The sequence below is a fragment of the Sinisalibacter aestuarii genome (genome assembly GCF_027923545.1).
In the GTDB taxonomy this organism is placed as follows: domain Bacteria; phylum Pseudomonadota; class Alphaproteobacteria; order Rhodobacterales; family Rhodobacteraceae; genus Sinisalibacter; species Sinisalibacter aestuarii.
Map to the genome: position 1 here is coordinate 161286 of NZ_BROH01000005.1, position 16425 is coordinate 177710.

The following is a 16425-nucleotide window of genomic DNA, read 5'->3' on the forward strand; positions in this document are numbered from 1 at the left end:
GTTCACCGCAGGTGACACGCCACCATATGTGCGGCCCCCTTGTCCGCCAGCACCGGCTTTTCCGAGGCGCAGCGCGGTTCGGCAATCGGGCAGCGGGTGCGGAAGACGCAACCCGAGGGCGGATTCAAGGGCGAAGGCAGATCAAGATCGAGCAGCATGACCTCCTTGGCCTTCTCCAGCTTGGGATCGGGGATCGGCACCGCTGAAATCAGCGCTTCGGTATAGGGATGCTGCGGGTTGGCGTAGAGTTCGGCCGAGGGCGCGACTTCCATCACGTTGCCGAGGTAGAGCACCATCACCCGGTCGGAGATATGCTTCACCACCGAAAGGTCATGCGCGATGAAGATCAGCGCCACGCCGGTCTCTTTCTGCAAGTCCATCAGCAGGTTGATCACCTGCGCCTGGATCGACACGTCGAGCGCCGAAACCGGCTCGTCGCAGATGATCAGGCGCGGGTTGACCACCAGCGCGCGGGCAATGCCGATGCGCTGGTTCTGGCCGCCGGAAAACTCGTGCGGGTAGCGGTTGAGCATATTGGGCAGAATGCCCACCGTCTCCAGCGCCTCGCGCACCTTGGCCTTCATCTCCTCCGACGAGAGATGCGGAAAATGCGTCTTCAGCGGCTCGGCCACGATCTGACCGATGGTCATGCGCGGGTTCAGCGAGGCCAGAGGATCCTGAAAGATCATCTGCATTTCCTTGCGGTGGCGGCGCATCTCGCGGGTGCCGAGCCCGACAAGCTCGTCGCCCAGCCAGACCACGTGACCATCCTCCACCGGCACCATCTGCATCACGGCCCGCGCGAGGGTGGACTTGCCACAGCCGGACTCGCCGACGATGCCCAGCGTCTCGCCCGCCTTGAGCTCGAAGCTCACCCCGTCCACCGCCTTCAGTTTGCGCGGCTTCACCCAGGGCATCGCGCCCTGCTTCTTCACGTCGAACCAGACCTTGAGGTCCTCGACCCTGAGGATCGTCTCGGTCATGTGAGTTCCTCCAGGCTGCGGTGGCAGGCGCGGGTGCGGGTCTTGAACCCGTCGGCCAGTTTCAGCTCGGGCCGCACGCTCCAGCAGGTTTCATCGGCAAATTCGCAGCGCGGCACGAACGGGCAGCCTGCCGGCATGTCCATCATGTTGGGCGGGTTGCCGGGGATGGTTTCGAGCTTGTCGGTTTCCTTGTCGAGCCGCGGCACGGCTTTCAGAAGGCCCATCGTGTAGGGATGGGTCGGTTTGGCGAACAGCCCCTCGGTGGTGCCCTGCTCCATCACCTGCCCGCCATACATAACCAGCGTTTCCACGCAGCTACCGGCGACGACGCCGAGATCGTGGGTGATCAGGATCGTGGCCATGCCGAATTCTTCCTGAAGATCGGCCAGCAGCTTCATGATCTGCGCCTGCACGGTCACGTCGAGCGCCGTGGTCGGCTCGTCGGCGATCAGGATATCTGGCTGGCAGAGCAGGCTCATGGCGATCATCACCCGCTGGCGCATCCCGCCGGAAAACTCGTGCGGATACATCGTCACCCGCGCGGCGGCCTCGGGGATGCGCACGGCGTCGAGCAGGCGCACGCTTTCGGCGATGGCCGCCCTCTTCGAGATGCCCCGGTGATGCACCAGCACCTCCGCCATCTGGTCGGAGACGCGCAGATAGGGGTTCAGCGAGGTCATCGGGTCCTGAAAGATCATGGCGATCTTTTCCATTCGGATCCGGTTGAGCTTGTCGTCGGGCAGGTTGAGAATCTCCTGCCCTTCCAGCTTCGCCGACCCGGTGGCGCGCCCGTTCGAGGCGAGCAGCCCGGTGATGCCAAAGACCAGCTGCGATTTGCCCGAGCCGGATTCGCCGACGATGCCGAGCGTCTCGCCCCGGCGCAGGTCGAACGAGATGTTGTCGACGGCCGTCACCGTGCCATCGGGGGTGTCAAATGTGACCGAGAGGTCGCGGACTTCGAGAAGTGTCATATCCCTGCCCTCCTATCGGTCTTTCGGGTCGAGCGCGTCACGCAGCCCATCGCCGATGAAGAAGAACGAAAAGATCGTGATCACGAAGAACCCCAGCGGGAAGAAAAGCTGCCACAGCGTGCCGTAGGACATTGTCGCCGTACCTTCGGAGATCAGCGCGCCGAGCGAGGTCAGCGGCTCCTGCACGCCGAGGCCGAGGAACGAGATGAAGCTCTCGGTGAGGATCATCTGCGGCACCAGCAGCGTGGCATAGACCACGACGACGCCGAGCAGGTTCGGCACGATGTGGCGGCGGATGATGGTGAAGGTGGGCACCCCGGTGGCCACAGCCGCCTCGATGAATTCCTTGTTCTTGATCGAGAGCGTCTGGCCGCGCACGATCCGGCTCATATCGAGCCAGGCGATCAGGCCGATGCCGACGAACAGCATCGAGATCGAGCGACCGAAGACGACGAGCAGCAGGATCAGCACGAACATGTAGGGGATCGACATGGCGATATCGACGAAGCGCATCATCGCGCTGTCGACGCGGCCGCCGACGAAGCCCGCCACCGCGCCGTAGATCGTGCCGACGATCACCGCGATGAGCGAGCCGACGATGCCCACCATCAGCGAAATCTGCGTGCCCTGAACGACGCGATTGTAAAGGTCGCGCCCGGAATCGTCGAAGCCGAAATAATGGCCGTTTTCCAGCGAGGGCTGGCCGACCCTGGCGACGTTGCCGAGCACGTTCCAGTCGATCGTCTCGTTGTCCCACGGGCTGAGGAACTGGCCGAAGAAGGCAAAGAGCGCGACGAAGACCAGCACGAAGACCGAGACCATCGCCGCCTTGTTGCGCAGAAAGCGGGTGCGGGCGTCGGCCCAGAGCGAGCGGCCCTTCACCTCGGTCATGCGCTCGGCCATTTGGGCGGTTTTCGGCTGTTGCGGATTGAGCGGGATATTGGTCATGCCTCGCGCCCCCTCACAGCCGGATCTTCGGGTCGATCCACGCATAGAGGATATCGACCACCATGTTGAACAGGATCGTCATCGAGCCGAGCAGGATGGTAAGGCCCATCATCACCGCGTAGTCGCGGTTGAAGGCGGCGTTGACGTAAAAATAGCCGATCCCGCCGGTGGAGAAGATCGAGTCGATGATGAAGGAGCCGGTGACCATGCCGACGAAGGCGGGGCCGAGATAGGAGACCACCGGCAGAAGCGTCGGTTTCAGCGCGTGGCGCCAGATGATCGTGCGGTCCGGCAGGCCCTTGGCGCGGGCGGTGCGGATGAAATTCGAGCGCAGCACTTCGAGCATCGAGGAGCGGGTGAGGCGCGCGATCGAGGCCATGTAGGAGGTGGACAGCGCGATCACCGGCATGATGACGTGGTTCCACTGCCCGCCATTCCAGCCGCCGCCGGGCAGCCAGCCCAGCATGAGGGTGAACACCAGGATCAGGATCGGCGCCATCACGAAGTTGGGCAGCACCTGCGCGCCGATGGTGAAGCCGACGGCGAGATAATCGAGCCAGGAATTCTGCTTGATCGCCGCGGCGATGCCCAGCGCGCCACCGACGAGAATGGCGACGATGAAGGAAATCGTGCCGTAGGTCAGCGTCACCGGGAAGCCCTGGGCGATGATGTCGTTCACCGTGCGGTCTTTGTATTTGTAGGAGGGGCCGAAATCGAACTGGGTGACGATGCCCGCGACGTAATCGGTAAGCTGCTTCCACATCGGCTGGTCGAGCCCGTATTTGGCCTCGATATTGGCAAGCACCTGCGGCGGCAGCGGTCGTTCCGAGTTGAACGGGCCGCCCGGCGCGGTCTGCATCATCAGAAAACTGATGATCAGAAGCACAAGCAGCGTCGGGATCGCCACCGCGATCCGCCGAAAGATGAAACTGAGCATGAATGGGCCCCCGTCAGGCAGGCAGAGCGCCGCGGGCAAAGCCCGCGACGCTCCGTATTGTCACAGCAGGATTATTCGGTTGCGACCTTGTAGAGGTCTTTCGAATACCAGTTCTGTTCGACGTTCTGCACCGGCCAGGAGCCAGAGATTCCCGGGCTCATCATGTAAACGCCGGCATAGTGATAGATCGGGATCACCGGCATTTCGTCGGCGAGGATTTCTTCTACGCGGGTGTAGTTGGCCTGCGGGTCTTCCGCCGTCTTGGCTTCGGCGAGAAGCTGGTCGACCTCGGCATTGTTATAGGCCGCGTCGTTGTAGCCCGATCCCGACTGGACGAGATCGAGGAAGGTCGAGGCCTCGTTGTAATCCCCGCACCAGGCGCCACGGGCAATCTGGAAGTCGTGGTTGCCGCGGGTTTCGAGGAAGGTCTGCCATTCCTGGTTTTCCAGCGTCACGTCCACACCCAGGGTCTGCTTCCACATCTGCGCCACCGCGATGGCGATCTTCTTGTGGTTCTCGTCGGTGTTGTAGAGGTAGGTAACCGAGAGCGGATTGTCGGGACCATAGCCGGCCTCAGCCATCAGTTCGACCGCCTTGGCGTTGCGCTCTTCCTGGGTCCAGGTGGCATAATCCACCGTCGGCACTTCGAAGTTGGCCGTGGCGGACGGGGTGAAGGTGTAGGCCGGCGACTGGCCGCCCTGCAACACGTTGTCGACGATCACGTCGCGGTTCACCGCATAGGACAGCGCCTGACGCACGCGCACGTCCTGCGTGGCTTCCGGGCCCATGTCGGAGAGGTTGAAGTTGAAGTAGTAGTTGCACAGGCGCGGGAAGCTCAGCGCCTGATCGGGGTATTCTTCCTTCAGCGACGGATACTGGCCGGCCGGCACTTCGGTGCGGTCGAGCTCGCCGGCGAGGTAGCGGGTCAGCGCCACGTTCACATCGTTGATGACCAGCGCGGTCACTTCGTTGATGATGGTGTTTTCGTTGTCCCAATACGTTTCGTTGCGCGTGCGCACCGAACGTTCCTGCGGCACGTGCTCGGTGAGCACATAGGCGCCGTTGGAGACGATGTTTTCAGGCTTGGTCCAGTCCGCACCGAACTCGTCGATCACCCATTTCGGCGACGGGAAGGTCGAGGCGTGGGTCGTGGTCAACGGGAAGTAGGGCAGCGGGCCGGCCAGGGTGACTTCGAGCGTATGGTCGTCAATCGCCTTCACGCCGAGCTCTTCGGTCGGCATTTCTCCGGCCATGACCGGGCCGGCATTGGCAAGGCCCATCACATCGACGAACCACTGGTAGGGCGAGGCGGTTTCCGGATCGGCGAGGCGGCGCCAGCCGTAAACGAAATCGCCGGCGGTCACCGGAGTGCCGTCCGACCACACCGCCTCGGGGCGAAGCGTGAAAGTGTAGGTCAGTTTGTCATCGGAGACAGTGTGAGACAGGGCCACGCCCGGCACGAGATTGCCGTCGGCATCCTGATTATAGAGACCTTCGAACAGGTCGCGCACGATTTCCGAACCGGAGACGTCTTCAACGATCTGCGGGTCAACCGAGCTGTGCTCGTCGAGCACGCGGTAGACAAAGGTCTGGGTGTCGGCCAGCGGCATGCCGTTCGGCGCCGTGCCCTGAGCCAGAGCCGGCGACGCGAAGGCAAGGGCCGACGCAAAGAGTACCGATTTGATCGAAATGTTCATATGTTGTGACTCCTCTCTGTTTTACGGGTCACACGAGCGCAGCTACATTTTTTGCCGGAGCGAGAGACTCACCCCGGCTGCGCACGCGGATACACCACTCTATCCACAGCACCGATAAATGCTCAACTCTTTACGCAAGGGAAGGTTGAGCGTCGAAGTGTCGCGAAAAACCGACTTGATTTCATTGTGTTATCGTCGCCCAATTCGTTTGCAAACCGCCCGGTGACGCAGCGTCACCCCAACAGGTTTGACCTTTCGGTAAAGGTTGCCAATTGCTCCGGCCCGTGCGACTCTTGCCCGGAAACCCCGAGACCTGGGAGGAAACATGCAACCGACCAGCGAGCGAACGGCGGCCAGCGCGACCGGCACCGCCCAGCTTCCGCAGGCCATCGAGGCGCGCAATCCCGGCATGCCGCTCGATATGGACTGGGTGATGAGCGCCCAGGCCAATACCTCGGCCATCGAACGCCGCGCCGCCACCATCGGCACCCGCCGCAGCGTGAAGAAAGAGTACCAGGCCGCCTGGCTGCTCAAGGCGATCTCGATGATCGACCTCACCACGCTGGCGGGCGACGATACGCCGGGCCGCGTCCGCCGCCTCTGCGCCAAGGCCCGCCACCCGGTGCGCCAGGATCTGCTCGACGCGATGGGGATGGATCGCATCACCACCGGCGCGGTCTGCGTCTATCACGAGATGGTGCCGACCGCGGTCGAGGCGCTGGCGGGCAGCGGCATTCCGGTCGCCGCCGTCTCCACCGGCTTTCCGGCGGGGCTCAACCCCTATCACCTGCGCATCGCCGAAATCGGCGAGAGCGTGCGCGCGGGCGCACAGGAGATCGACATCGTGATCTCGCGCCGCCATGCGCTCACCGGCAACTGGCAGGCGCTCTATGACGAGGTGGCCGAGATGCGCCGCGAATGCGGCGATGCCCATATCAAGACGATCCTCGCCACCGGCGAACTGGGCAGCTTGCGCAACGTCGCGCGCGCCTCGCTGGTCTGCATGATGGCGGGGGCCGACTTCATCAAGACCTCCACCGGCAAGGAAAGCGTGAACGCCACCCTGCCCGTCAGCCTCGTGATGATGCGCGCGATCCGCGACTATTTCGAGCGCACCGGCATCCGCATCGGCTACAAGCCCGCAGGCGGCATCTCGAAGGCCAAGGATGCGCTCACCTATCTGGCGCTGGTGAAGGAAGAGCTGGGCGACGGCTGGCTCACCCCGCACCTCTTCCGCTTCGGCGCCTCGTCGCTGCTGCTCGATATCGAGCGGCAGCTGGAACACCACGTCACTGGGCACTATTCCGCCACCTACCGTCACGCCATGGGGTGATCAGATGGCTACTAAACACGATTTGACAGAGTGGGTAATCGAAGGGCTAAACGCCCTTGGTGGCGAAGGCAACGTTGCCGAAATCGCACAAGAAATCTGGGAGCGTCATGAAGACGATTTGAGGGCTTCAGGAACACTTTTCTATACTTGGCAATACGATATGCGATGGGCTGGGCAAAATCTTCAGAAAGCAGGGAAGCTCACCAAGCTCTATCGGAGCTGGAGATTGAAATGACCATCAAGGACATCTTCGAAACCATGGACTGGGGCACCGCACCGGAAAGCGATGGCGAGGCGCAGGCCTGGCTGGAGGGTCACAACCGCCGCTTCGGCCTGTTCATCGACGGCAAATGGACCTCTCCCGGCAACACCTTCGCCACGAAGAACCCCGGCACCGGCGAGACGCTGGCCGAGATCACCCAGGCCGGCGCCGATGACGTGGAGCTTGCCGTGCGCGCCGCGCGCAAGGCGCAGCCGGGCTGGGCGAAGCTCTCGGGCCACCAGCGCGCGCGTTACCTCTATGCGCTGGCCCGCCTCGTGCAGAAGCACAGCCGCCTCTTCGCGGTGCTGGAGACGATGGACAACGGCAAGCCGATCCGCGAAAGCCGCGATATCGACGTGCCTCTCGTTGCGCGCCATTTCTACTACCATGCCGGCATGGCCCAGTTGCAGGAGGCCGAACTGCCCGACCGCGAGGCGCTCGGCGTCGCCGGCCAGATCGTGCCGTGGAACTTCCCGCTGCTGATGCTCGCCTGGAAGATCGCCCCCGCCATTGCCATGGGCAATACTGTGGTGCTGAAGCCCGCCGAATACACCTCGCTCACCGCGCTGCTCTTTGCCGAGATCTGCACCGAGGCCGGCCTGCCGAAAGGCGTGGTCAACATCGTCACCGGCGATGGCGAGACCGGGGCGGCGATCACCGCGCATGAGGATATCGACAAGATCGCCTTCACCGGCTCCACCGAGGTGGGCCGGATCATCCGCAAGGCCACCGCCGGCACCGGCAAATCTCTCACCCTCGAACTGGGCGGCAAATCGCCCTATGTCGTCTTCGACGATGCCGATATCGACTCCGCCGTCGAGGGGCTGGTGGATGCGATCTGGTTCAACCAGGGCCAGGTCTGCTGCGCCGGCTCGCGCCTTCTGGTGCAGGAAGGCATCGCCGAACGCTTCCACGCCAAGCTGAAAGCCCGGATGGACAAGCTGCGCGTCGGCGATCCGCTCGACAAATCCATCGACGTGGGCGCCATCGCCGACCGGGTGCAGCTCGACCAGATCACCGCGATGGTCGAGGAAGGCGGCAAAGAAGGCGAGGTCTACCAGCCCGATTGCCTGCTGCCGAACCAGGGCTGCTACTACCCGCCGACGCTGATCACCGGCCTCGCCCCCTCCTCCTATCTGATGCAGGAAGAGATCTTCGGCCCGGTGCTTGTGTCGATGACCTTCCGCACGCCGGCCGAGGCGGTGGAACTGGCCAACAACACCCGTTACGGGCTGGCCGCGACGGTATGGAGCGAGAACCTCAATCTCGCGCTCGACATCGCGCCGAAACTCGCCGCCGGGGTGGTCTGGCTCAACACCACCAACGCTTTCGACGCCGCCGCCGGCTTTGGCGGGGTGCGGGAATCGGGCTATGGCCGCGAGGGTGGCTGGGAAGGGCTGCTGGCCTACACCAAACCGAAAGCGAAGGCGAAGCAGCTCACACCGATCACCGCCGTTCCGGCGCCGAAAGACGCGCAGGTCGATGCGCTCGACCGCACCGCGAAATTCTATATCGGCGGCAAGCAGGCCCGGCCCGATGGCGGCTATAGCCGGGCGATCTGGTCACCCAAAGGCAAGCTGCTTGGCCATGCCGGGCTTGCCAACCGCAAGGATGTGCGCAATGCCGTCGAGGCAGCGCGGGGTGCGGGCGGCTGGGCGAAATCCACCGCCCATCTGCGGGCGCAAATCCTGTTCTATATCGGTGAGAACCTCTCGGCCCGGGCGGATGAATTCGCCCACCGGATCAACGAGATGACCGGCAAACGCCACGGTGCGGCGGAGGTGGAGAAGTCAATCGACCGGCTGTTCACCTGGGCCGCCTGGGCCGACAAATACGATGGCGCCATCAAGCCCGTGCCGATGCGCGGCGCGGCGCTCGCCACGCATGAGCCGGTGGGCGTGATCGGCGCCTTCTGCCCCGATGACGCGCCGCTGCTCGGCCTCGTCTCGCTGATGGCGCCGGCCATCGCCATGGGCAACCGCGTGGTGCTCGCGGCCTCCCAGCCCTACCCGCTGGCCGCCACCGATTTCTACCAGGTGCTCGACACCTCCGACCTGCCCGCCGGGGTGGTCAATATCCTCACCGGGCTGCACACCGACTTCGCCAAAGCACTGGCCGGGCATCTCGACGTCGATGCCGTCTGGTCCCAGTCCGGCGCCGACCTCTCGGCGATGATCGAACACGAAAGCGCGGGCAACCTGAAGCGGACATGGGTCAACAACGCGCGCGCCCGAGACTGGTTCGGGGCCGAAGGCGAAGGCCGTGAATTCCTGCACCACGCCACCGAGGTGAAGACCACCTGGATTCCCTGGGGCGAATAGGCCTTGCGCCCGCCTGCGCGGTCGCGGCGGGCCTCGCTACGCTCGGCGGGGAACAAGAACCCCGTCCCTCACGGGACGGGGCGGTTTTCACCTTGCACGGTCATCGGCGTCCCCGCCTGTACCGTGCGGCCGATCTATCGCTCTTTGTCCTAAGTTTCCGTTAACGGAAGCGACCGCATCCGAACTTTTTTGCCTCCGGCGGGGATATTTTCGGCAAGATGAAGACAGGCTCCGGTCTTGCCCTTCATCTTGCCGAAAATATCCCGGGGGAGCGCGAGGGGGCTGGCCCCCTCGCCCCGGTCGGACAGGCAAAGCCTGTTCGAAACCTAAAGAAGCTCGGCCAGCACCAGCGCCATCACGCCCGCGCTATCCACCATGTCATCAATCCCGATCCATTCGTCAGGCTGGTGCGCGAGATCGAGCACGCCCGGGCCGTAGGCGATGCAATTGTGCAGCCGCCCGATCCGGTCGATATGCTTCTGGTCATAGGTGCCGGGGCTGACCACGTAGTCGGGCTGCGCGCCCAGCACCTTCTCGATGGCGGCGGCGGTCGAGCGCACCACGGGAGCGCTTTCGTCGGTCATCGTCGGGATGACCTCATGCATGTCGCGGATTTCGTAGTCGAAGCCGGGGCGGCTGTCCTTCACCCGTTCGAGCAGGGCTTTCACCTCATCCTTCACATCGCCAATGTCTTCTTCCAGCAGGAAGCGCCGGTCGATGACGATGCGGGCGCGGTCGGCGACGCAGGGGGCGGGGAAGCCGGTGAAGCCGGGCTCCGGCTCCGGCTCGCCGCCATGGATCGAGTTGATGTTCAGCGTCGATTGCTTCGCGCCGTCCGGCACCACCGGCATGTCGGTGCGCTTCCGGGCAAGCAGCGGGTAGAGCGTGCGCTCCATCTCTTCCAGCACTGCGCCCATGTGGCGGATCGCTGAATCGCCGAGGAAGGGCATCGAGCCATGGGCGATGCGCCCCTTGGTTTCGATCTCGGCCCACCAGACGCCGCGATGGCCAAGACAGATCCGGTCTTTGTTGAGCGGCTCGGGGATGATGACGTGCTGCACGCGCTCGGGGCTGAAATAGCCCTGTTCGGCGAGCCAGGCGACGCCGCCATAGCCGCCGCTTTCCTCGTCCGCCGTGGCGCTGACTTCGATGGCGCCGGCGAAGTCAGGGTTGGCGGCGATGAAGGCTTCGGCGGCGATGATCGCGGTGGCGATCCCGCCTTTCATGTCGCAGGTGCCGCGCCCGTAGATCTTGCCGTCTTCCACCTCGCCGCCGAATGGGTCCTTCGTCCAGCCGTTGCCCACTTCGACCACGTCATGGTGGCCGTTGAAATGCACGCAGTCTCCCGGGCGCGTGCCTTCGTAGCGGGCCACGAGGTTCCAGCGCGGCCAGGTGTCGCTGTCGCCGATGGCGCCCTCGGCGCGGAGCAGCTCCACCTGCCAGCCCTGCGCCTCCATGCGGTGCCCAAGCCACTCCACCAGGTCGCGGTAGTTGCGCCCCGGCGGGTTCAGCGTGGGGATGCGCACGAGGTCTTGCGTGAGCGCCACGAGGGCCTCGCGCCGGGCCGCCACTTCGGCGAGGATCCTGTCGGTGATATCTGTCATGGCGCGACGCTAGGCCCGTTTGGCGCCCGGCACAACGGCGCGGGGGAAATTCCCGCGCCATTTCCCCGTTTTGCTTCTCCCCTTGCCGTTGAAATCGCGCTAGGCTTCCCCAGATGATTAAATGTTACACAGATTAACTTTAAGGGGATCATGATGGCGGCAAATCTCGACAGCCAGGTGAAGGAGAGCCAGCAGCAGGTGGCCGAGGCGCAGGCGAAGATCGCCGAACTGACCACCCGGATCGAGGCGGCGCGCGCGAAGGCGATGGCAGGCGAAGACATTGCCATCGACATCGAGAACGCCACGCTCGACGATGTGCATGCCCATACCAAGGTGATGAACGCCAATATCGCCGAGCTGATCATGGGGCTCGACGATGTGACGGCGGCCTTCTCGAAAGATTTCAACGAGATGCGCTCGAAAACCGGATGGGAGAGCTTCGTCGGCATCTTTTCCAAGCACAGATCGGAGAGTTTGCGCCAGGAACGGATGCGCACGGCGAGCATCGACGACAAGCTGCAGGACCTGATCTCGAAATCCGACGTGATCGTCACGCTGCTGCAGGGCCAGCTCGATATGCTGAACGAGCAGAAGACCCGGGTGGAGACGAACCTGACCGAAACGCTGGACGACCGCGAAATGACCGTGGGCGAGCTGGAGCAGGTGCGCGCCGAGATACAGGGCATGGACCCGGCGATCATCGAGCTCGAAAACAAGATCGCCGTGGAGCAGGACGCCGCCGCGCGCACCAAGCTGGAAACCGAGCTTGCCGATCTCAACACCCGGTATAACGCGCTGGTGCAGGAGGAGCAGGTGAAGCTTGCCCGCTCCCAGACGCTGGAGCGCTACATCGAGAAGGGCAAGACCTGGGTCGACTCGCTGCAAAACCAGGCCGCGACCCAGATGGTGCTGATCAACAAGCTGCAGACCGACACCAAGCAGCGGGTGGTGCTCTACGATGCGCTGTCGAAATCGCTGAAGACCGCGCAGCAGCAGGACGTGGCCCACCGGATCAACGAGATCGGCGTGCAGACCGACAAGGAAGCCCAGGCCGCCATGGCCGCCATCGGCACCGCGACCAACCAGAAGATGGCCGACATGATGGAAGCGCATGACGAGCACATGGTCTTCGCCCGCGAGGTGCTGGAGGCCAAGGCCAAGGCCGACGAGCGCTTTGCCCGCCGCTTCGCCGAGATCGTCGAGAAGCACGACAAGAACCTCTACGGGGAATAAGTGGCCAGCACCGACCTCACCCGCGACCACGTCTCGCTCGAAGACGCGCGCGTCACCCGGCGTTACTTCGCCAAGTTCGCCGCCATCACCGGGCATCTCGCCCGCGTGGCGGCGCAGTTCGAGGCGGAGGGCGCGCTGTCGCGCCATGACGTTGAGGTGCTGGCGCGCTATATCGTGAGCCTCGGCTTCACCTTCCGCGCGCTCGCCAACAAGTATCACATGGCCGGGCGCGCCGAGGGGCCGGGCCCCGGCGCCCTCACCTTCGACCGCGAGGAATCGGGCTTTCCCGTCCATGCCGAGCTGTTGCAGATGGCCTCGGACGCGGCGCAGGCGGGCAAGCATCTGAAGAACCTGCCCGGGCCGGACGAGATCAGGCGCCAGATGGTGAGCGAGATCGTCGGCCGGCTCACGGTGCCCACGCGGCTGCAATACGCGATGAGCCAGCGGCTCTATTACGAGGAGCTGGTGCGCGGCGATCTGTTCTGGGCGCAGAACGACCCCGACGCGCTCTGGCTCGGCAATGTCGAAGCGGGGCGCGATCCGCGCCGGCGTTACCTCGTGCATTGGGCGGTCTATGACAGCACGGTCAACATCCCCACCATCTACCTGATGGAGCTGGAAGACACCGGCCGCACCGCACTGCCCAAGGACGAAAAGCGCTGGCCTGCCGTGCAGGCGCATCTGATGGCGCAATCGGTGGCGGGGCTCAAGCTCGTCACCATCGCCACCGGCTTCGACAAGGATTTCGACGATCTGCACCCGAAGCGCCTGCGGCGCTTCCACCTCGGGCCGATGTATTCCAACGCCTTCACCAGGCAGACCGGCCCGCTGCGCACGGTGCTGGAGGAGGCCCATGCGCCGGAGGGCGAGGACTGGGCGCTGGCCTGGACCGTCGAGACGCTGGAAAGCGAGCGCGTGGAACAGGAAAAATCCGGCTGGTTCGGTTCGGTGGAGCGCGAGGTCTTTGCGCTCGATCCATTCTCGGGCGCCGCCGAAACCGGACGCACCAGCATGGACCGCGCCATCATCCTGCCGCAGCGGCCGTTTCAGGTGCTGGCGGAGAAGGCCCCGCCAGGGTTTCGCGAAGTGCGCAAGTTTGTCGTCAGCCCCGGGGGGCGGGTTTTGTCGTATCGGTGAGGCCGGGGGTTTCACACCCCCGGACCCCCGTGGGATATTTTAGGCAAGATGAAGAGGTAAGCGATGTCAGTGCCGGCCGACCAGATGGAGCTTCGGGAAGACGAGATCCGCGCCCATTACGACGCGGCGGCGGGAATGCTCGCAGGCTTCGACCATACGCCGCGCATCGCCCGGCCGAAAGTAGCCGCCGCACCGGTGGAGCGCAGTCCGGGCGTGGCGCGCACGCGGCGGTTTCGCTCGACCACGCCGGGGCTAGTGACGCGCTCGACGGCGCGGCCCGAAGGGGTGCGGCTGATCGAGCGGATCGAAGACACCGATGGCGGCGATCCGATCCTGTCGCCGGTTCAGGCCACCGTGCTGCACTCGTTGCGCCGGGCGCTGGCGATGTCGCTGGCGATGGCGGAGAGTTACGGCGAGCAGACCGGGCTGATCGCTTTGAAGAAGCAGAACCTCGAAGCGGCGCTGCCGAAAGCGCAGGCGGCGGAGTTTTCCGAATTGCTGGCCGCCGAGAGCCTGATCGCGCTGTCGGTCTTCGCCAATGCCACCGCCTTCCTGCTCGCGCCCCATGCCAGCGAGGTGAGCGTGGAGGTTGGCAATGTCGAGGAAGTGCTGACCGACAATGCCGGGCTGGCGCTGCACGGGGCGCTGTGGGAACTGGACCAGGAGATCGCCGCCTTCGCCGAGGACGAGCCGCGGCTGGTGGCCACGGTGATGGCCTATGCCGAGCAGCTGATGGAAAAGGTGAGCCTGCGCGCCCAGACCGCGCCGCGCCTCGCGCCGTTCACCGCCAACGACTACCGGGTGGAGGCCGACGAGTTCACCATTTCGGGCTTCACGCCCTCCCGCAAGGCGCGCGGCACCAAGCTGACCATGAGCTTCAAGAAGCCGCATGAGGTGGTGGGCAACCACATCGCCAAATACCAGTCGATGAAGCTGTCGAAGATGCTCATGGCCTACGATTTCGAGCGCAGGCTGAACCCGTTTGCGGAACTGGGCGGCTTCATCTTCACCTTCATGGGCGACGGCAAGCCGGGCACCGGCAAGACAACGCTGATCCAGATGATGGCGGGGCTGATTTCGGGCTATTGCGAGGCGGCGGGCTATCCGTTCCGCTACCAGAACCTCTCGACCGAGAGTATCGACAGCTATCAGGGCAAATCGGCGCAGAATGCCAAAGCCTTCATCAACAACGTGATCGACCCGAACGTGATCGGCTTCGGCACGATCGACGATATCGACCAGCTCGCCGGAAAGCGCGGCGACCGGCAATCCTCGGCGGGGCAGCTGGAGATCACCGCCGTGCTGATGGAAAGCTTCGCCGGGGCCAACACGGTGGTGCGCGGCAATTGCACCTTCGGGATGTTTTCCAATTATCCCGAGAATGTCGATGACGCATTGCGCCAGCGGGCCGGCGCGCGCTTTCTCGTCGACGGGCCGCAGACGCGGGAGGACTATATCGACATTCTGCACCTTCTGATGGGGAAGAACCACGATATCCCGCTTGGAAAGCATGAATTATACAAGGCGCAGGAGATCAAGCGCGCCGTGGCCGAGAGCTTCGAGCGCCATTCCCGGCCACAGGAGGACGGGCTGGAAAAGGTGTTCGAGCGGGTGTCGAAGGATATCGGCCAGCTTGATACGATTGCCAAGCTCGGCACCTATCTGAAAGGCATTCAGGAGGCCGACGCGCGCTTCACCGGGCGGGCGATCAAGAACATCACCGACGCGATCAAGGTGCGGGCGATGGATTTCGAGCTGCCGGACGAGTGGATGGAAGAGCCGGACCTGTTCCTGTTCAAGTCATACGACGAGAAGAAGGGGATGATCGAGGAGCTGCGCCAGCCGATCACGGTGGAGATGGTGATACAGGAGATCAACCGCTACGCCGACAGCGAGTTTCGCTATGCCGACAAGTCGGACGAGGCGGCGATTGCGCAGATGGTGCGGGAATATCGGCTCACCGAGGAAGCCAAGCGGCAATACCTGGAGGGCAAGGGCTGATGACGACGGCCTGGGCGGTGATAGCGGTGCTGGTCGTCGGCCTCCCGTCGGCCCTGCTCGCCGGGTGGCTCGGCTGGCGCGGCGTGCCTGCGCTCTGGCCGGTGCTGGTCAACGCGGTCTGGCCCGCGCTCGGGGCGGCGCTTTACCTGGCCATCACCAACGCCGTCGATGAGGCATATCGGCTCGATATGCCGGTCGTCACCGGATTGATGCTCGGCGCCACGCTCACCGCATTCAGCGCCCCGCTCTGGCTGGGCGGGTTCTGGGCCGGACGCCAGGCAAAGCGGGTGCGCGCGGGATGATGAATTACGCCGATATCGGGCTGGCCAACACCTTCCTGCCGCTGGCCGGGCTGGTGGCGCTGGCGCTGCTGCTGCCCGTCTGGACGGTGCCAAAAGGCACCCGCTCGCAGGGGCGGCTGGCGCTGGGCATGGCGGCGAGCGCGGGGCTGACCTTCGCCGCCGCGCTGGGGCTGTTCGCGGCGCTGCACGCGGGCGCGGGCAACGCGCCGCGCCTCGGGGCGGTGACGCGGGCGGCTGTGCTGTCGGCGCTGGCCTGGGGCCCGCTGCTGGCGCTGGCCTGGCTGGCGCGGGCACAGGGCGTGGAGAAGCGGCGCGGCGAAGACATGGCAAGGAGCAGGTGAGATGGACTGGGCGATTTTTCTGGGCGTAACCTTGCTGGCCTCGGTGCTGGTGGCACTGGTGGCGCGCGACATCGCGGCCCGGATGGCGCGGGCCGGAGGCGAACCGGAATTCACCGCAATCCTGCTCGCCATCGTGATCTCGGCGGTGGTGCTGCTGGGCGCCTCGCGGCTGGCCGTCGCGGTGGACTGGCTCTATGCGCGGGCCGGAGTAGATGCCGCCACGGCGATTGGCGGGCAATTCCGGGTGGCGGCCTTTGCGGCGAGTTTCGTGCCGATCGCGGCTTATGTGCTGACGTTCCTGGGGACGTTCAGACGGGTGAAGGGAACTTCATGACGATGGGATTTGCACGCAGCG

The 16425-nt window shown here is 64.5% G+C and carries 15 protein-coding genes; 9 read left to right on the forward strand and 6 right to left on the reverse strand.

Annotation, left to right across the window (positions count from 1 at the left end):
* Positions 1 to 2 precede the first annotated feature (2 nt).
* The 5 genes from QMG28_RS10425 to QMG28_RS10445 form a co-directional block, all read right to left on the reverse strand.
* Positions 3 to 983 (reverse strand): oligopeptide/dipeptide ABC transporter ATP-binding protein, encoded by a 981-nt coding sequence (locus QMG28_RS10425; RefSeq protein ID WP_281842235.1) that lies wholly within the window; start codon positions 981 to 983, stop codon positions 3 to 5.
* Positions 980 to 1954 carry an oligopeptide/dipeptide ABC transporter ATP-binding protein gene (locus tag QMG28_RS10430; RefSeq protein ID WP_281842236.1) on the reverse strand — a complete coding sequence of 325 codons (975 nt, stop codon included), beginning with the start codon at positions 1952 to 1954 and terminating at the stop codon, positions 980 to 982. Before QMG28_RS10430 ends, QMG28_RS10425 begins: the two co-directional genes overlap by 4 nt.
* 12 nt (positions 1955 to 1966) lie before the next feature.
* Positions 1967 to 2857, reverse strand: coding sequence for an ABC transporter permease subunit (locus QMG28_RS10435; protein ID WP_281842311.1), 891 nt, complete (start codon positions 2855 to 2857; stop codon positions 1967 to 1969).
* A 58-nt stretch (positions 2858 to 2915) separates the two neighbouring features.
* Positions 2916 to 3839, reverse strand: coding sequence for an oligopeptide ABC transporter permease OppB (gene oppB, locus QMG28_RS10440; RefSeq protein WP_281842237.1), 924 nt, complete (start codon positions 3837 to 3839; stop codon positions 2916 to 2918).
* A gap of 71 nt (positions 3840 to 3910) precedes the next feature.
* Positions 3911 to 5536: a peptide ABC transporter substrate-binding protein gene (locus QMG28_RS10445; protein ID WP_281842238.1), complete on the reverse strand. Its 1626-nt coding sequence runs from the start codon at positions 5534 to 5536 to the stop codon at positions 3911 to 3913.
* Between the two features lie 325 nt (positions 5537 to 5861).
* Here QMG28_RS10445 and deoC point away from each other — a divergent pair, with 325 nt between their 5' ends.
* The 3 genes from deoC to QMG28_RS10460 are packed head-to-tail and all read left to right on the forward strand — an operon-like array spanning position 5862 to position 9452.
* On the forward strand, positions 5862 to 6869 hold the full coding sequence (gene deoC / locus QMG28_RS10450) for a deoxyribose-phosphate aldolase (RefSeq protein ID WP_281842239.1): 1008 nt from the start codon (positions 5862 to 5864) through the stop codon (positions 6867 to 6869).
* A gap of 4 nt (positions 6870 to 6873) precedes the next feature.
* Positions 6874 to 7104 (forward strand): hypothetical protein, encoded by a 231-nt coding sequence (locus tag QMG28_RS10455; protein ID WP_281842240.1) that lies wholly within the window; start codon positions 6874 to 6876, stop codon positions 7102 to 7104.
* Positions 7101 to 9452, forward strand: a complete 2352-nt coding sequence (locus QMG28_RS10460; protein ID WP_281842241.1) for an aldehyde dehydrogenase family protein — start codon at positions 7101 to 7103, stop codon at positions 9450 to 9452. The genes QMG28_RS10455 and QMG28_RS10460 overlap by 4 nt, the downstream gene beginning before the upstream one ends.
* Positions 9453 to 9778: 326 nt before the next feature.
* On the opposite strand, the gene QMG28_RS10465 is transcribed toward QMG28_RS10460, so the two are convergent.
* Complete coding sequence (locus QMG28_RS10465) at positions 9779 to 11056, reverse strand: acetylornithine deacetylase/succinyl-diaminopimelate desuccinylase family protein (protein ID WP_281842242.1); 1278 nt, start codon at positions 11054 to 11056, stop codon at positions 9779 to 9781.
* A 153-nt stretch (positions 11057 to 11209) separates the two neighbouring features.
* Here QMG28_RS10465 and QMG28_RS10470 point away from each other — a divergent pair, with 153 nt between their 5' ends.
* The 6 genes from QMG28_RS10470 (at position 11210) to QMG28_RS10495 (ending at position 16404) form a co-directional block, all read left to right on the forward strand.
* A complete protein-coding gene (locus QMG28_RS10470) occupies positions 11210 to 12289 on the forward strand; it encodes a GumC domain-containing protein (RefSeq protein WP_281842243.1) in 1080 nt (359 codons plus the stop codon).
* Positions 12290 to 13426: a hypothetical protein gene (locus QMG28_RS10475; RefSeq protein ID WP_281842244.1), complete on the forward strand. Its 1137-nt coding sequence runs from the start codon at positions 12290 to 12292 to the stop codon at positions 13424 to 13426.
* A 63-nt stretch (positions 13427 to 13489) separates the two neighbouring features.
* The gene (locus QMG28_RS10480) at positions 13490 to 15427 is read left to right on the forward strand and encodes an ATP-binding protein (RefSeq protein ID WP_281842245.1); all 1938 of its coding nucleotides are present in this window, start codon (positions 13490 to 13492) and stop codon (positions 15425 to 15427) included.
* Positions 15427 to 15729 (forward strand): hypothetical protein, encoded by a 303-nt coding sequence (locus QMG28_RS10485; RefSeq protein WP_281842246.1) that lies wholly within the window; start codon positions 15427 to 15429, stop codon positions 15727 to 15729. The genes QMG28_RS10480 and QMG28_RS10485 overlap by 1 nt, the downstream gene beginning before the upstream one ends.
* A complete protein-coding gene (locus tag QMG28_RS10490) occupies positions 15726 to 16070 on the forward strand; it encodes a hypothetical protein (protein WP_281842247.1) in 345 nt (114 codons plus the stop codon). Before QMG28_RS10485 ends, QMG28_RS10490 begins: the two co-directional genes overlap by 4 nt.
* A 1-nt stretch (position 16071) precedes the next feature.
* Positions 16072 to 16404 (forward strand): hypothetical protein, encoded by a 333-nt coding sequence (locus QMG28_RS10495; protein WP_281842248.1) that lies wholly within the window; start codon positions 16072 to 16074, stop codon positions 16402 to 16404.
* Positions 16405 to 16425: the final 21 nt, after the last annotated feature.

Coding starts and splice junctions, on each gene's coding strand:
- QMG28_RS10425 (WP_281842235.1), bottom strand. CDS start 983: ATGACCGAGACGATCCTCAGGGTCGAGGACCTCAAGGTCTGGTTCGAC.
- QMG28_RS10430 (WP_281842236.1), bottom strand. CDS start 1,954: ATGACACTTCTCGAAGTCCGCGACCTCTCGGTCACATTTGACACCCCC.
- QMG28_RS10435 (WP_281842311.1), bottom strand. CDS start 2,857: ATGGCCGAGCGCATGACCGAGGTGAAGGGCCGCTCGCTCTGGGCCGAC.
- oppB (WP_281842237.1), bottom strand. CDS start 3,839: ATGCTCAGTTTCATCTTTCGGCGGATCGCGGTGGCGATCCCGACGCTG.
- QMG28_RS10445 (WP_281842238.1), bottom strand. CDS start 5,536: ATGAACATTTCGATCAAATCGGTACTCTTTGCGTCGGCCCTTGCCTTC.
- deoC (WP_281842239.1), top strand. CDS start 5,862: ATGCAACCGACCAGCGAGCGAACGGCGGCCAGCGCGACCGGCACCGCC.
- QMG28_RS10455 (WP_281842240.1), top strand. CDS start 6,874: ATGGCTACTAAACACGATTTGACAGAGTGGGTAATCGAAGGGCTAAAC.
- QMG28_RS10460 (WP_281842241.1), top strand. CDS start 7,101: ATGACCATCAAGGACATCTTCGAAACCATGGACTGGGGCACCGCACCG.
- QMG28_RS10465 (WP_281842242.1), bottom strand. CDS start 11,056: ATGACAGATATCACCGACAGGATCCTCGCCGAAGTGGCGGCCCGGCGC.
- QMG28_RS10470 (WP_281842243.1), top strand. CDS start 11,210: ATGGCGGCAAATCTCGACAGCCAGGTGAAGGAGAGCCAGCAGCAGGTG.
- QMG28_RS10480 (WP_281842245.1), top strand. CDS start 13,490: ATGTCAGTGCCGGCCGACCAGATGGAGCTTCGGGAAGACGAGATCCGC.
- QMG28_RS10485 (WP_281842246.1), top strand. CDS start 15,427: ATGACGACGGCCTGGGCGGTGATAGCGGTGCTGGTCGTCGGCCTCCCG.
- QMG28_RS10490 (WP_281842247.1), top strand. CDS start 15,726: ATGATGAATTACGCCGATATCGGGCTGGCCAACACCTTCCTGCCGCTG.
- QMG28_RS10495 (WP_281842248.1), top strand. CDS start 16,072: ATGGACTGGGCGATTTTTCTGGGCGTAACCTTGCTGGCCTCGGTGCTG.